The sequence below is a fragment of the Novosphingobium sp. FSW06-99 genome (genome assembly GCF_001519065.1).
Classification (GTDB): Bacteria; Pseudomonadota; Alphaproteobacteria; order Sphingomonadales; family Sphingomonadaceae; genus Novosphingobium.
Window position 1 is genome coordinate 327883 of record NZ_KQ954255.1, and the last position, 13671, is coordinate 341553.

The following is a 13671-nucleotide window of genomic DNA, read 5'->3' on the forward strand; positions in this document are numbered from 1 at the left end:
ACGATGGCGATCCCCCAGATCCACCCCAATTGGGACAGGGCTCCAACGACGATCACCGAAGGCTATTCGCTGGAGATGACCGCCAAGGACAAGGCTTCGCTGCACGAGGCGGCGCCGCTGATCCCGCCCGAAACACCGATCGCGGTGACATTCCTGCCCGGTGAAGAGGCCAGCGCGCGCATTGCCGCAACGGTTGCGGTGCGCGAACTTGGGCTGGAGCCGATGCCGCATTTTTCGGCACGGCGGATCACCTCGGAAGATGATTTCGAGGGCTATCTGCATGCCGTCGTGCGCGAGGCGGGGGTCCGCCGTTGCTTCATCGTGGCGGGTGATCCGCCCGAACCGCAAGGGCCCTATTTCGACACCATGGCCTTGCTGGCGACCGGCGCGTTCGAGCGCGCCGGGATCACCGCGATCGGCGTTGGCGGCCATCCCGAAGGCCATCCCAACATGTCCGTCGAACAATGCTGGGACGTGTTGACGCGCAAGGCGGCCGACATTGCCGCACGCGGCATGGCGCCGCTGGTGGTCACGCAGTTCGGGTTTGATCCCGATGCCTTTCTGGCCTGGCTGGTCGAATTGCGCGCGCGCGGGATCGATGCGCCGGTGCGGATCGGTGTGCCTGGCCCGGCGGGGATCAAGCGGCTGTTGTCGTTTGCTGCGCGCTGCGGCGTGGGCGCCTCGACCAGCGTCTTGAAGAAATACGGCATTTCGGTCACCAACCTGCTGGGCAGCGCGGGGCCCGACAAGCTGGTCGATGCCTTTGCTGCGGGGCTGGGGCCGCAACATGGCCGCGTGCGGTTGCATTTCTATCCGTTCGGCGGCTTGCGCAAGACGGTCGAATGGATTGCCGATTACGAACGCCGCCACACAACGCCCTGAATCCTCCCCGTTTCCGGGGAGGATTGGGCGTCAGAAATCGGCGGCGCGGGATCTGGCGCGGGCGTCGGCAAAGCTCTTTTCGCGGAACGCTTCGAATGCGACGCGCTGGTCGAACCCCGGGTCTTTGGGATAGTCCTGATATTCGGCGATGATCTCGTCAAAGATGCCGCGCAGTTCGGCCTTGTGGTCCGGGTGGGAAAAGATGTGCAGCCGGTTGGCACGCATCGCCTCGATCACGCGGGCGCCGATCACGTCGGGCTCCATGCCGAATTCGTGGACACCGGCCAGGCGCTCGACCGCCTCCTTGTTGACCGGGCGCGCGCCGGCCTTCAGTCCGTCGGGGCGGATATCGTCGCTGGCATAGATATAGCTTTTGACCAGCCCGGGACACAGCACCGATACGCCAATGCCATATTGCAGCAGCGAATAGTGCAGCGATTCCGACAGGCCGCGCACCGCAAACTTGGTGGTGTTGTAGATGCCGGGCGTACCGGCGGCGAGAAAGGCCGCCATCGATGCGGTGTTGACGACATGGCCGCCCTGTAGCGTGCCCGCCTTCACTCGTTCGACCATGCGCGGAACAAACGTCATCACCCCGTTGATCACCCCGTGCAGGTTGACGCCGAGCAGCCAGTCCCAGTCGTCATAGCTGCTTTCCTCGATCGGCTGGAACAAGTTGACCCCGGCGTTGTTGCACAGGATCGACACAGGGCCGAACCGCGCCTCGACTTCGTCGGCGGCGGCGCGAAATCCGTCGCGGCTGGAAACATCGAGTTCGACCCCCATCACCTCGCGGTTGTCGAGTGTCTGCAACGCGCGGTCGATCGCATCGCGGCGGATGTCGGCGATGGCGACCTTGCACCCTTCATTGAGCAACTGGCGCACCAGCCCGATGCCCACCCCGTTGGCGCCCCCAGTGACAAAGGCGGTGCGCCCGGCAAAATTCTTCATGGCTCAGGCTCCCTGGATTTGCGCGGCGCGCAGGCGGTTCTGGCGGGCGATCTCGTCGGTGATTGCGGGGTTGCGGAACAGGCGGTCGAAGGTCGCCTTGTATTCGGGGTTTTCGGGCAGTTGCGTCTGCACCGCAGCAGTCGTGGCTTCGCCGCGTTCGCGCACCCCGGTCAGAAATTCGCTGTGTGTCAGGATATACAATTCGTCGTTGAGAATGCCCTGCAGCACGCGCGCGCCGACTTGTTCCTTGGTCTGGTAGAGGTGGAACAGATTGCCGCCGGCCTGGCGACGCTTGTCCGCCTCGGCATAGCCGGTCTGTGCCAGCGTGGCGGGCCGGGTCTGGCCCGCCTCGGCAATGTTCGATTGCACCGCGCCGGGGCAAAACGCCGAACAGATCACCCCGCGCGGTTCCAGTTCTGGCCGCATGCATTCGATCATGCCGACCACCGCCGCCTTTGACGTCGAATAGATTGTCGTGCCGCCGACCGGTACCAGCGCCGACATCGAGGCGGTGTTGACCACGTGCCCGCCTTCGCCATGCGCCAGGATACGCGGCAGGATTTCCACCACGCCATTGATCGCACCGCCCAGATTGACCCCGATCACCCAGTCCCAGTCGGCATGGGTGGCAATGTCGGTGGGGCCGACCACCGCCACCCCGGCGTTGTTGACCAGCAAGTGGATTTTGCCAAAGCGCGCCTCTGCCGCATCGGCGGCGCGGGCAAAATCGGCGCGGTCGGTGACATCGAGCCGCAGCGCCAGCACGTGCGCATCATCGCCCAGTTCGGCGCGTGCCGATTCGAGATGATCGTCGCGAATGTCGGCAATCACCACGTTCATCCCGGCGCCCAGCACCGCTTTGGCTATGCCCAGCCCGATGCCGCTGGCGCCGCCCGTAATAAACGCGGTTTTCCCTATCAGATCCTGCATTTCCCGCTCCCATACGGCGGGGGTGCCGGGCGTTCCGGTCATCCCCCGCAAGGTCGTTGCTGTTTTTTCGCAGCCGACTATTCACCATGCTGCGATTGTGTGCAAGACATACGATATCAAATGGTACGGTGGCGTGACACGATGCACGACCGGCGGCCACACACGGGATGAGATGATGGCCATGGCAGGCGCAGTACAGCCCGGACTGACGGGCGAACCCGATGCAGCAACGCCCGCGCACACGCCGCCTTCACCGGTGGCGCGGCACTGGGCACTGGCGGTGATCGTGCTGGGCACGTTCGTGATCTTTTTCGACCAGGTGACGTTCGGCATGCTGGCCGAACGCATCAAGCACGATTTCGGTCTGACCGATTCGCAACTGGGTTTTCTGGCGGGCCCGGCAGGGGTGATCGCGTTTTTCTTTGTGGGCATTCCTCTGGCGCGATTGGCCGACGTGTTTCCGCGCAAGCTGGTGCTGGCGGCGGGATCGCTGGCAATCGGCACGGTCATCGCGGCGGGCGGGCTGGCGCAAAACCTGGCGCAATTCGTGGCCGCGCGGGTGTTTCTGGCGGCCAGCGGATCGGCGCATGCGCCGGCCAGCTATTCGCTGCTGGCCGATGCCTTTCCGCCGCGACGGCTGACGCGGGCGTTTGCGCTGCTGCAATTCGGGTTCATCGGCGGGACCACGCTGGGGCCGCTGATCGGCGGGCGGCTGGTGATGCAAAGCCGTGGCTGGTCGACCCATCTGGGGCCGCTGCACATGTTTGGCTGGCAATGGATCCTGATCGGGTGCGGCGCGGCCGCCATGGTTGTGGGCCTGTTGTTCCTGACCGTGCGCGAACCCGATCGCGCGGCGGCGCTGCAACGCGGCGGAGTGCATGACGGGCTGGCGGCGATGCTGGGCTGGCAGGCGATCGTTGCGCTGGCCGAACGCCCGCGCCTGTTCGTGCCCCTGTTCGGCGCGCTGGCGCTGTCGGCGCTCGACGTGTTCGGGCTGCAATTCTGGCGCACGCCGTTCCTGATCCGCACGTATGGCTGGAACGAGGGGCAGATCGGTGCGGCGATGGGCCTGGCCGTGCTGGTCGGGTCGTTGACCGGGCTGGCGCTCGGCACCGTGCTGGTCGAGGCGCTGGCGCGGCGTTACGCCGATGCCAATGTGCGCGCGGCGGCGATCTGCTTTGCCGGGACGACAGTGGCCGCTGTGCTGTCGCCGCTGATGCCGCGCGCCGAGTGGTCGCTGGCGCTGATGGGGGTGGGGGTGGCGTTCGGGCTGGCCGGTGCGGTGCCGCAAAATGCCGCCGTGCAGCGCGTGATCCCGCCCGCCATGCGTGCGCAAGTGACAGCGATCTATCTGTTCATGTTCACCTTTTTCGGCGCGATGGGCAGCTTTGTGGTTGGCGTGGTGCAGGACCGGGTGGTTGGTGATCCGCATCGCCTGTGGCTGACGCTGGTCATCTGCGCCGCCACGCTGTTGCCCGCCGCCACGCTGCTGATGGTGCTGGCGATCAAACCCTATCGCGAAGAAATCGAACGACTGGAGCGAACCGCATCATGAGTGATTACCCCGCGCTGTCGATGATCATCGCCGGCGAACACGTGACCGGTGGCGGCAGGCGCACCCATGCCGTGGTCAATCCGGCCACGGGTGAGGTGATCGGACATCTGCCGCTGGCCGATCCGGCCGATCTTGACCGGGCGCTCGATGCCGCCGCGCGCGGCTTTGCCCGTTGGCGCCGATCGAGCGCGGCCGAGCGCGCGCACGTGCTCGAAGGCGCGGCGCGCCTGCTGCTCGAACGGCAGGACATGATCGCGCGCAACGCCGTGCGCGAACAGGGCAAGACGCTGGCCGAGGCGCGGGTCGAGGTGCTGATGGTGGTCGGCCTGTTCCGGTTCTATGCCGGGGAATGCCAGCGCATTTATGGCCGCACGCTGGTGCGCCCTGCCGGGCAGCGATCGACGGTGACGCATGCCCCGGTCGGGCCGGTCGCGGCATTTGCTCCATGGAATTTCCCGATCGGCAATCCCGGGCGCAAGCTGGGCGCGCCAATCGCGGCAGGCTGTTCGGTGATCCTGAAATCGGCCGAGGAAACCCCCGCTTCGGCGCTGGCGGTGTTGCAGGCGCTGCTCGATGCCGGGCTGCCCGGCGATGTGGCGCAGGCTGTGTTCGGCGTGCCCGACGAAGTCAGCCGTCATCTGCTGGCCTCTCCGGTGATCCGCAAATTGTCGTTCACCGGGTCGACCGTGGTGGGCAAGCATCTTGCGCGGCTGGCCACCGACAACATGCTGCGTACCACGCTCGAACTGGGCGGGCATGGGCCGGTGCTGGTGTTTGGTGATGCCGATATCGAACGCGCGCTGGATACCGTGGTGCCGCACAAGTTGCGCAACGCCGGGCAAGTCTGTGTCAGCCCGACGCGGTTTCTGGTCGAGGAAAGTGTGTTTGACCGCTTTGCCACCGGGTTTGCCGCGCGCGCCGGCGCAACTCGGGTCGGAGACGGGCTCGATCCCGCGGCGCAGATGGGGCCAATGGCCAATGCCCGGCGTCCGGAAGCGATGGACCGGCTGATCGGTGATGCCACGGCGCAGGGCGCGCGGCTGCTGACCGGGGGCGCACGCGTCGGCAACCATGGCTATTTCTTTGCGCCGACCGTGCTGGCCCAGGTTCCGCAAAGCGCCGCGATCATGAACGAGGAACCGTTCGGTCCGGTCGCCATCATCAACCCGCTGCCTGACGAAGCAGCGATGATCGCCGAGGCGAACCGGCTGCCCTATGGTCTGGCCGCCTATGCCTGGACCGAGGATGCCCGGCGCCAGCGGCGGCTGGCCGAGGATATCGAAGCCGGGATGATCGGCCTCAACACCACCATGATCGCGGGCGCCGATGCGCCGTTCGGCGGGGTCAAATGGTCGGGCCATGGCGCCGAGGATGGCCCCGAGGGTCTGCACGCCTGCCTGGTCACCAAGACCGTACATGAAGGATGATGACGTGACTGACGATCTGAAAACGGGCGGTGCCCAGGGCTATTTGCGCATCGCCACCGAAGAGGCCTTTGCCACGCGCGAACAAGTCGATGTGTTTCTGCGCATGATCCGCGATGGCCAGGCGGATCGCGGGCTGGTCTCGCTATGGGGCTTTTACGCGCAATCGCCGTCCGAACGTGCGACCCTGATCATGGAACGGCTGCTCGATCTGGGCGAGCGGCGGATCGCGGACATGGATGCGACCGGGATCGACAAGGCCATTCTGGCGCTGACGTCGCCCGGCGTGCAGCCGATGCTCGACCTGGATGAAGCCAAACGCATCGCGCGCGCCGCCAATGACCAACTGGCGGCGGCCTGCGCGCGCTATCCCGACCGGTTCATCGGGCTGACCGCAGTGGCACCGCAAGACCCGGTGTGGTCGGCGGCGGAAATCCGCCGGGGCGCGACCGAGCTTGGTTTCAAGGGCGTGCAGATCAACAGCCACACCCAGGGGCGCTATCTCGACGATCCATTCTTCGATCCGATCTTTCGCGCGCTGGTCGAGGTTGATCAGCCGCTCTATATCCATCCCGCCACACCGCCCGACAGCATGATCGGGCCGATGCTGGAGGCCGGGCTCGATGGCGCGATTTTCGGCTTTGGCGTGGAAACCGGCATGCACCTGCTGCGGCTGATCACGATCGGCATTTTCGACCGCTATCCGACGTTGCAGATCATGGTCGGGCATATGGGCGAGGCACTGCCCTATTGGCTTTACCGGCTCGATTACATGCACCAGGCCGGGGTGCGTTCGAACCGCTATGAACGGATGAAGCCACTCAACAAATCCATCGCCGACTATTTCCGCTCGAACGTGCTGGTGACCTGCAGCGGCATGGCGTGGGAGCCGGCGGTGCGGTTCTGCCAGCAGGTGATGGGCGATGATCGCGTGCTCTATGCGATGGATTACCCCTATCAATATGTCGCCGATGAAGTGCGCGCGATGGATGCGATGGATATCGGCATCGAGGCCAAGCAGCGCTTTTTCCAGACCAACGCCGAACGCTGGTTCAAACTGTGAAGGGCTGCCAGCGGCTGTCGCGCGATGCGTGGATCTGTCTTGCGCTGGTGGCATCGATGCAATGCCTGTCGATGCTCGATCGCAACATTCTGGCCATCCTCAATCCGCGCATAAAGGCCGATCTGCATATCGGCGATGCCGAAATGGGGCTGCTCTATGGCACGGTGTTCGCGCTGTTCTATGCGGTGTTTTCGCTGCCGCTGGGCCGGCTGGCCGATGGCTGGCGGCGGGGCTGGCTGCTGGCGATCTGCATCGCGTTATGGTCGCTGGCGACGGCGCTGGCCGGATTTGCCAGTGGTTTTGCGCTGCTGGCGGTGTCGCGGCTGGGGGTCGGCATCGGCGAAGCGGCTGGGCAACCGGCCGGCACCAGCCTGGTGTTCGATTATTTTCCCAAGCACCGGCGCGGGCTGGCGCTGGCGGTAATGGCGGCCCTGCTGGCGGCGGGGCTGGGGTTGTCGTCGGTGCTGGGCGGCATGGCGGCGGATGGCTGGGACCATGCCTTTGCGGGCCATGCGGCGCCGCTGGGGCTGAAGGGATGGCAATTCGCGTTTGTGCTGGCGGCGCTGCCCGGCGTGCCGCTGGCGCTGCTGTTGCTGCTGATGCGCGAACCGGTGCGGGGATTGAGCGACGGGATCGTCAGCCGCGTCGATCCGGCGCCGTTTCGTGCCAGCCTCGATGTGCTGATCGCGGTGCTGCCGCTGGGCGTGTGGTGGACTTTGGCGCGGCGCGGGGCTGGGCGCGGCGCGATCGTGCGCAATCCGCTGGCATTGATCGCGATCGTGGTGGCGATGGTTGGGATCGCGCATCTGTGCGCGTGGCTGTCGCCGCGTCCGCCGCTGCATCTGCTGGGGCTGACGATCGATCCGCACGCGCTGCAATGGACGATCGTGGGCATCGGTGGCTATGTCGTGGTCAATTTCCTGCAATCGCTGCGGCTGGCCGATGCGCCCACCCATGCGGTGATCATGGGATCGCCCGCGCTGTGGCTGTGTCTGATCGTTGGATCGTTGCAGACCACCATCAATTATGGCGTGATGGGGTTTACCCCGGCGTTCCTGATGAAGACCTGGCATCTGAGCGCGGGCGATGTCGGGGTGAAATTCGGCCTGTTGTCGGCGGTAATCGGCATGATCGGGCCGATGCTGTCGGGGCCGCTGTCGGATTTTTTTGCCGCGCGCGCCGGGGCCGGGGGACGCGTCGGGTTGGTGGTGTTGGCGCTGGGGCTGTCGCCGTTTGTGGCCATGGCGGTCTATACCGCGCCTGATCCGACCGCGTTTTACCTGCGTTTCACGCTCTACAGCGTGATCCTGACGATGTGGCTGCCGCCGCTCTATGCGGTGCTGTACGAACAAGTGCTGCCGCGCATGCGCGGGCAGACGGCGGCGCTCTATATCCTGCTGATGACGATTCTGGGGCTGGGTATCGGGCCCTATTGGGTGGGTATGGTGGCGGACCGGTTGCACGGCAATCTGGGGCTGGCGATCCTGTCGGTCAACGCCCTGGCGCCGGTGATCGTGGTGCTGCTGCTGGTGCTGTGGCGCCGGGCCGAACGCGATGCGGCCGCGGCGTTGGGCCGGGCGCAGGCGGCGGGGGAGCCGGTGTAGGGCACTGATACCGCGAAAGAGACACGCTCAGCCTGAACGGATGTCTTTGTAAGGCGGGCCTATGTGACGCGCCAGACCCATAGATGGATGCCGAGTGGATAGCGGGCGCCCGCGCACACAAAGATGGACCGGTTCATCCATTCATAGGCCCCGTTGGGCGCGATGAATTCGGGTACGGTGCGGAAATAATAGTCCGCCGGATCGACTGCTTCGCCCGCTGCCAGCCGCGCCATCACCTCGGGGGGGCCATGGCGCAGGCCCCGGTTGCGAATCTGGATGACCACGCCGTCGTCGGTTTCGATGGCATAGAGCGCGTCGGCCACGGTCACACCGTCGTGCCGTGTCCATTGCCAGTCGGCCGAATTGCCGACCAGCCGCCCCTTGATCAGCGGGCCTTCAACGCGCCCGCCGCCGACGATCGGCACGATGCGGCGGGTGCCATCATAGGTTTCACCGATGGCGCGCGGCGGTTCGAGATCGCCGTGCGCCTCGTAGACAAATTCCAGACCGGGCTTGATCACGCGGCCAGCCCGATGGCATCGGCATTGACCCAGTTGCCATGCAGGCCAAAGCGCAGGCGGATCGGGATATGCACGGTCGCTACGGGCCCCTTGGCAATGTCGAGGGCATCAAAGATCAGCAGATCGCTGCGCGCTTCGTCAAGCCGGTTGCACACTTGCACGATCCAGCCGTCGCCTTCGGGGGCATCGGCCTCGCGCGGCACAAAGCACGGTTCCTGCAGGCTGCTGACCGGGCCGCACCACCAATGCTGTTCGGCACCGGTTTCAAAATCCTTGTGGAACAGGCAATTCATCAGCAATCCGCCCGCGCTGCCGCCGCGCAGTTCGACCGGGCGTGCCACGTCCATTTCGAGAAACCAGCCATGGCGCGTCTGGCGTCCGGCAAAGCGGTCATCGATGCGCGGGAATTCGCCCATCGTGTCGGACAGGCGGTTGATCGCGGCAAAACCGTCGTCGTTGCTCGCCAGGTCGACCACCCATTCGGTGGGGTGGCTCATCGCCTCGCGCGGGTTGAACGGTGCGCCGTGCACATCGGGAAAGAACGGGAACATGTTGTTCTTCGCCTCGCACGTCACAAAGTGCACTTTGCTGCCATCCTGCCAGGCGTTGAGCACATGGCTGGCAAAGCAGTTGTCGCGTTTGAACCAGCGGATATCGGCATCGGTGACCCCGTCGCGGCGCGGGATGATGCCAAGATAGACCGGCATCGTGGTGTCGAACCCGAAATGCGGCTTGCCGGCCTCCAGCCGTTCCCAACTGCCGATCGAGGGCACGATATGCAGCACCAGATAATCGCGCGTGATGCCGAAATCGTGCATCATGCAATAATACGGCACCTTGAACCACACTTCGCGGATCAGCGTGCCGTCGGGCGCGACTTCCAGATAGGTCACATCATCGGTGCACAGCCCGCTGGCGGCATAGCCGATGGCGACCATGTTGCCGGTGGCATGATCGATCTTGGGATGCGCGGTGAACGTCTGTCCGGTCATCGCGCCGCCGAATTTTTCGAAACCCAGCGTTTCCATGCTGACCGGGTCCATCAGCAGCGCGGGGCTGTCTTCCTTCAGCGCCCACAGTTTGCCTGCGAAAATGAACGCATTGGTGTTTGCGGTCGAACGAATTTCTCCGGCAACTTCAGGCAGATCGCTTAAGGGGTTGCGATAGTTTCCGAACAAGGCGTGCCCAGCCGCATGTTCCAGTTCCCACTTGCGGGTGCGGGCCCAGCGCTGGCGGAAATCGACCTGGCCATCGTGGATATGGAACCGGGTGATCATGCCATCGCCGTTGAAAGCGATGTCATCCCCATGCAAAGGAGGGAATTGCGGATCGGGCTGAACGCGGTAGAACGCGCCCGCAAGACCGGCCGGAATGGTGCCCTCGTGCGCCAGATCGGCAATGTCGGCTTCGATCCGCGAAGGCGTGTTGAAACCGGTAAAGGCGGGTGTCTGTGGAAAATGGGCCATCGACAACGCTCTCATTTGTTATTGTATGTTGTGCTGACAATCCCCTAGGGACACGTGAATGGCAAGGCCAAAAGAAACACTCGTACCGACCACCCCGCATGTGGAGGGTGATGAGGACATTGGCGAGATCCGGTCGATCGTCGGGTTTCACATCCGGCTGGCGCATGGCGCGACGTATCGCCATTTTACCGAGACATTTACCGATATCGACCTGACCCAGAAACAGGTGTCGGTGCTGTGGCTGATCGACGATCACCCCGATATCGCGCAGACCGACCTGGCCCATCGCATGCGCATGGACCGCGCGACGACGATGGCGATTGTCAACCGGTTGCAGGATCGTGGCTATCTGGTGCGCGGCGCCTCGTTGACTGACCGGCGCAAACAGACGCTCAACCTGACCGATGATGGCCGCGCCGCGCTGGCCAAGGCCAAGGAGGCGATCCTGGAACACGAACGTTGGCTGAAATCGCGCTTCACCGACAAGGAAGTCGAAATGCTGATCGAGATGCTGACCCGCATCCACGAATGAGCGGAAACCTTCTCGCCCTTGTAATGTGGCGCGCCCGGACCAATTGAAGGTACATCTTTCCCCCATCGCAATCGAGGACACGATCATGGCCAATGGCGACCCTGCCGACAACCTGCCCGCAGGCTATGTACCCCCTGCCGTGTGGACATTCGACCAGCCTTCCGGCGGGGCCTTTGCCAATATCAACCGTCCGGTGTCGGGCGCCACGCATGACAAAGTGCTGCCGGTGGGCAAGCATCCGCTGCAGCTCTATTCGCTGGGCACGCCCAATGGCGTCAAGGTGACGATCATGCTCGAAGAGCTGCTCGCCAAAGGACACAGCGGTGCCGAATACGACGCCTGGCTGATCAACATCGGGCAGGGCGACCAGTTTTCGAGCGGGTTTGTCGATATCAACCCCAATTCGAAAATCCCGGCGATGGCCGATCATTCGTTCGATCCGCCGGTGCATCTGTTCGAATCCGGCTCGATGCTGTTCTACTTGGCCGAAAAGTTCGGCGAATTCCTGCCGACCGAAACGCGCGGGCGCGCAGCGGTGATGAACTGGCTGATGTGGCAGATGGGCAGCGCGCCTTATCTGGGCGGCGGGTTCGGGCATTTCTATGCCTATGCGCCGATCAAGATCGAATATGCCATCAACCGCTTTGCGATGGAAACCAAGCGGCTGCTGCACGTGCTCGACACGCAATTGGGCAAGACCGAATATGTGGCCGGCAACGATTACACGATTGCCGACATCGCCAATTTCACCTGGTATGGCAACATGGTGCGCGAAGCCTATGGCGCGCAGGAATTCCTGTCGACGCATGAATACACCAACATCGCCCGCTGGGTCGATCTGGTCGGCGCGCGCCCGGCGGTGCAGCGTGGCCGCATGGTCAACCGCGCGATGGGCGATCCCGCCAGCCAGTTGCGCGAACGCCATGACGCCAGCGATTTCGATCTGAACACCGAAGACAAAGTCCAGGCGCGCGGCGGTAGCCGGGTGTGATTTTTTCGCAGATCAGGTCAGGTCGCTGATCCTGATCTGCGATCCGGCCAGCGCGGCGCGGTTGGCTTCGCGGCGCAAGTCTTCGATATGGGCGCGCCCGGCGGGAATCGGCTCGTCGGGCAGCGCCGCCAGCAATTCGGCGGCAATCGCGTCGAAATCCTCGCGATGATCGGGATGGGTCAGGATCAGCGGGCGATTGTCGATCATCCCGCGCAGGGTTTTGCAGCCGACTTCGAACGCATCCATGCCCAGATCGAACGCGGTGCCGAATTGCGCCAGTTCATCGGCATCGATCGCGGGAAAGCCCGACTCGGCAAACCGGGCGGGGCGCTTCAACGCGCTGTCCCAGGCGTTGCTTTGGGTCAGGCCAGGGCATAGCAGCGACACGCCGATGCCGTGGGGCATGAGGTTGTACCGCAAGCTTTCGGTCAGGCCCCGCACGGCAAATTTGCTGGCGGTATAGATACCCGCCTGCGGCCCGGCGCAAAAGGCCGCCATCGAGGCGACATTGATCACATGGCGTGGGCCATCCAGCGCCTTCATCCCCGGCAACATGGCCACCAGCGCATTGGCCACCCCGCCGAAATTGACCCCCATGATCCAGTCGTAATCGGCATGCGTGGCGCAATCGGTCGGTCCGAACACGCTGATCCCGGCGTTGTTGACCAGAATGTGCACCGGGCCAAGCTGCGCAGCCAGTTCCGCCCAGCGCGCGCGGTCGGTAACGTCGAGATGTTCGAATCGGGGCGACGGCAGGCCATGGTCGGCAAACCAGCGCGCGGTGGTGTCGCGATGGGCGCGATTGCGCCAGGTCAGCACGAGTTCGATCCCGGCCTGCGCAAACGCGCGCGCGATTCCGAAACCGATCCCCGACACCCCGCCGGTGATCAGCGCGGTTGTCCCGGCAAAGCGATCTGCCTGCATCATGTCCAATTCCCTCTCGCCACGCATTCTATCATTTGTTAGCAATGCATACCAAATGACCCCGGCGGCAGGCAAGCCGGGGCGCACCATGATCGTGGGAGAGCTGGAATGGATGATGCAGATGCACGGCTGGCCGCGCTGGAAGCGCGCGTGGGTGAACTGGAAGATCTCAACGCGATCCGGCGCCTGCAAATGGCCTATGGCTATTATATCGATTACAACCGGCCCGAAGAGACCGCCGCGCTGTTTTCACACGACGGCGCAGTGGTGTTCCTGTCGGGAGAATATCGGGGCCATGCCGGGATCGTGCGGTTGTACGGCACCTGGTTCCAGAACCTGTTTACCGGCGGACGACGCGGACCCGTCGATGGGCTGTTGCTCGATCATTTCCAGTTGCAGGATATCATCACCGTTGCCCCCGATCGCCAGACCGCCAAGGGCCGGTTTCGCGGCCTGCTGGCGGGTGGCTGGCACGACAGCGCGCTGGCCGACAAGCCCGCGGGCGTGCCGCAGCAATTCTGGGAAGCGGGCATCTATGAAAACGACTATGTGCGTGAAGGCGGCGTGTGGAAAATTCGCCGGCTTGATTACATGATGCAATGGCAGGCCGACTACGAAACCGGCTGGGCGCATACCGTGGCGCATCTGCAGCCGGCGCAAGTGTGCTATCCCGAAAACCCGATCGGCCCCGATGTGATCCTGCCCGAAAAAGAGCTGCGCCAGACCTGGCCGCACCGGCAGGAAGTGGCGATGAGCTTTGCCCATCCAGTGCTGGGTGCAGCGTTTGTGCGCGGCGATTTTACCCAATTCCAGCGCAAGTGGCCGTGA

The 13671-nt window shown here is 64.2% G+C and carries 13 protein-coding genes; 8 read left to right on the forward strand and 5 right to left on the reverse strand.

Annotated elements, in window-relative coordinates:
* The first annotated feature begins 3 nt into the window (after nucleotides 1–3).
* Nucleotides 4–882, forward strand: coding sequence for a methylenetetrahydrofolate reductase (locus AQZ49_RS10325; protein ID WP_067615210.1), 879 nt, complete (start codon nucleotides 4–6; stop codon nucleotides 880–882).
* 30 nt (nucleotides 883–912) lie between these two features.
* On the opposite strand, the gene AQZ49_RS10330 is transcribed toward AQZ49_RS10325, so the two are convergent.
* Nucleotides 913–1833 carry an SDR family NAD(P)-dependent oxidoreductase gene (locus AQZ49_RS10330; protein WP_067615212.1) on the reverse strand — a complete coding sequence of 307 codons (921 nt, stop codon included), beginning with the start codon at nucleotides 1831–1833 and terminating at the stop codon, nucleotides 913–915.
* A gap of 3 nt (nucleotides 1834–1836) precedes the next feature.
* Nucleotides 1837–2763, reverse strand: coding sequence for an SDR family NAD(P)-dependent oxidoreductase (locus AQZ49_RS10335; protein ID WP_067615214.1), 927 nt, complete (start codon nucleotides 2761–2763; stop codon nucleotides 1837–1839).
* Between the two features lie 181 nt (nucleotides 2764–2944).
* Here AQZ49_RS10335 and AQZ49_RS10340 point away from each other — a divergent pair, with 181 nt between their 5' ends.
* The 4 genes from AQZ49_RS10340 to AQZ49_RS10355 are packed head-to-tail and all read left to right on the forward strand — an operon-like array spanning nucleotide 2945 to nucleotide 8409.
* Nucleotides 2945–4318 carry an MFS transporter gene (locus tag AQZ49_RS10340; RefSeq protein ID WP_231739175.1) on the forward strand — a complete coding sequence of 458 codons (1374 nt, stop codon included), beginning with the start codon at nucleotides 2945–2947 and terminating at the stop codon, nucleotides 4316–4318.
* A complete protein-coding gene (locus AQZ49_RS10345) occupies nucleotides 4315–5745 on the forward strand; it encodes an NAD-dependent succinate-semialdehyde dehydrogenase (RefSeq protein ID WP_067615216.1) in 1431 nt (476 codons plus the stop codon). Before AQZ49_RS10340 ends, AQZ49_RS10345 begins: the two co-directional genes overlap by 4 nt.
* Before the next feature lie 4 nt (nucleotides 5746–5749).
* Nucleotides 5750–6805 (forward strand): amidohydrolase family protein, encoded by a 1056-nt coding sequence (locus tag AQZ49_RS10350; RefSeq protein ID WP_067615438.1) that lies wholly within the window; start codon nucleotides 5750–5752, stop codon nucleotides 6803–6805.
* Nucleotides 6802–8409: an MFS transporter gene (locus tag AQZ49_RS10355; protein ID WP_231739176.1), complete on the forward strand. Its 1608-nt coding sequence runs from the start codon at nucleotides 6802–6804 to the stop codon at nucleotides 8407–8409. Before AQZ49_RS10350 ends, AQZ49_RS10355 begins: the two co-directional genes overlap by 4 nt.
* Before the next feature lie 59 nt (nucleotides 8410–8468).
* Here the strand turns inward: AQZ49_RS10355 and AQZ49_RS10360 are convergent, their stop codons facing one another.
* The gene (locus tag AQZ49_RS10360; RefSeq protein WP_231739177.1) at nucleotides 8469–8930 is read right to left on the reverse strand and encodes a DUF3237 domain-containing protein; all 462 of its coding nucleotides are present in this window, start codon (nucleotides 8928–8930) and stop codon (nucleotides 8469–8471) included.
* Nucleotides 8927–10396 (reverse strand): lignostilbene-alpha,beta-dioxygenase, encoded by a 1470-nt coding sequence (locus tag AQZ49_RS10365; RefSeq protein ID WP_067615440.1) that lies wholly within the window; start codon nucleotides 10394–10396, stop codon nucleotides 8927–8929. Before AQZ49_RS10365 ends, AQZ49_RS10360 begins: the two co-directional genes overlap by 4 nt.
* A 58-nt stretch (nucleotides 10397–10454) precedes the next feature.
* Here AQZ49_RS10365 and AQZ49_RS10370 point away from each other — a divergent pair, with 58 nt between their 5' ends.
* Together AQZ49_RS10370 and yghU are read left to right on the forward strand one after the other, a co-directional pair.
* A complete protein-coding gene (locus AQZ49_RS10370; protein WP_067615223.1) occupies nucleotides 10455–10928 on the forward strand; it encodes a Saro_0803 family transcriptional regulator in 474 nt (157 codons plus the stop codon).
* Between the two features lie 85 nt (nucleotides 10929–11013).
* Nucleotides 11014–11919: a glutathione-dependent disulfide-bond oxidoreductase gene (yghU, locus tag AQZ49_RS10375; RefSeq protein ID WP_067615225.1), complete on the forward strand. Its 906-nt coding sequence runs from the start codon at nucleotides 11014–11016 to the stop codon at nucleotides 11917–11919.
* Between the two features lie 12 nt (nucleotides 11920–11931).
* Here yghU and AQZ49_RS10380 read toward each other — a convergent pair whose 3' ends face one another.
* Complete coding sequence (locus tag AQZ49_RS10380) at nucleotides 11932–12846, reverse strand: SDR family oxidoreductase (RefSeq protein ID WP_067615442.1); 915 nt, start codon at nucleotides 12844–12846, stop codon at nucleotides 11932–11934.
* Nucleotides 12847–12951: 105 nt separating this feature from the next.
* On the opposite strand from AQZ49_RS10380, the gene AQZ49_RS10385 reads away from it, so the two are divergent.
* Nucleotides 12952–13671 carry a nuclear transport factor 2 family protein gene (locus AQZ49_RS10385; RefSeq protein ID WP_067615227.1) on the forward strand — a complete coding sequence of 240 codons (720 nt, stop codon included), beginning with the start codon at nucleotides 12952–12954 and terminating at the stop codon, nucleotides 13669–13671.

Bases quoted from the DNA above. Each gene is read 5' to 3' on its own strand.
- AQZ49_RS10385 (WP_067615227.1), top strand. From the start codon at position 12,952: ATGGATGATGCAGATGCACGGCTGGCCGCGCTGGAAGCGCGCGTGGGT.
- yghU (WP_067615225.1), top strand. From the start codon at position 11,014: ATGGCCAATGGCGACCCTGCCGACAACCTGCCCGCAGGCTATGTACCC.
- AQZ49_RS10340 (WP_231739175.1), top strand. From the start codon at position 2,945: ATGGCAGGCGCAGTACAGCCCGGACTGACGGGCGAACCCGATGCAGCA.
- AQZ49_RS10330 (WP_067615212.1), bottom strand. From the start codon at position 1,833: ATGAAGAATTTTGCCGGGCGCACCGCCTTTGTCACTGGGGGCGCCAAC.
- AQZ49_RS10325 (WP_067615210.1), top strand. From the start codon at position 4: ATGGCGATCCCCCAGATCCACCCCAATTGGGACAGGGCTCCAACGACG.
- AQZ49_RS10380 (WP_067615442.1), bottom strand. From the start codon at position 12,846: ATGATGCAGGCAGATCGCTTTGCCGGGACAACCGCGCTGATCACCGGC.
- AQZ49_RS10370 (WP_067615223.1), top strand. From the start codon at position 10,455: ATGGCAAGGCCAAAAGAAACACTCGTACCGACCACCCCGCATGTGGAG.
- AQZ49_RS10335 (WP_067615214.1), bottom strand. From the start codon at position 2,763: ATGCAGGATCTGATAGGGAAAACCGCGTTTATTACGGGCGGCGCCAGC.
- AQZ49_RS10345 (WP_067615216.1), top strand. From the start codon at position 4,315: ATGAGTGATTACCCCGCGCTGTCGATGATCATCGCCGGCGAACACGTG.
- AQZ49_RS10365 (WP_067615440.1), bottom strand. From the start codon at position 10,396: ATGGCCCATTTTCCACAGACACCCGCCTTTACCGGTTTCAACACGCCT.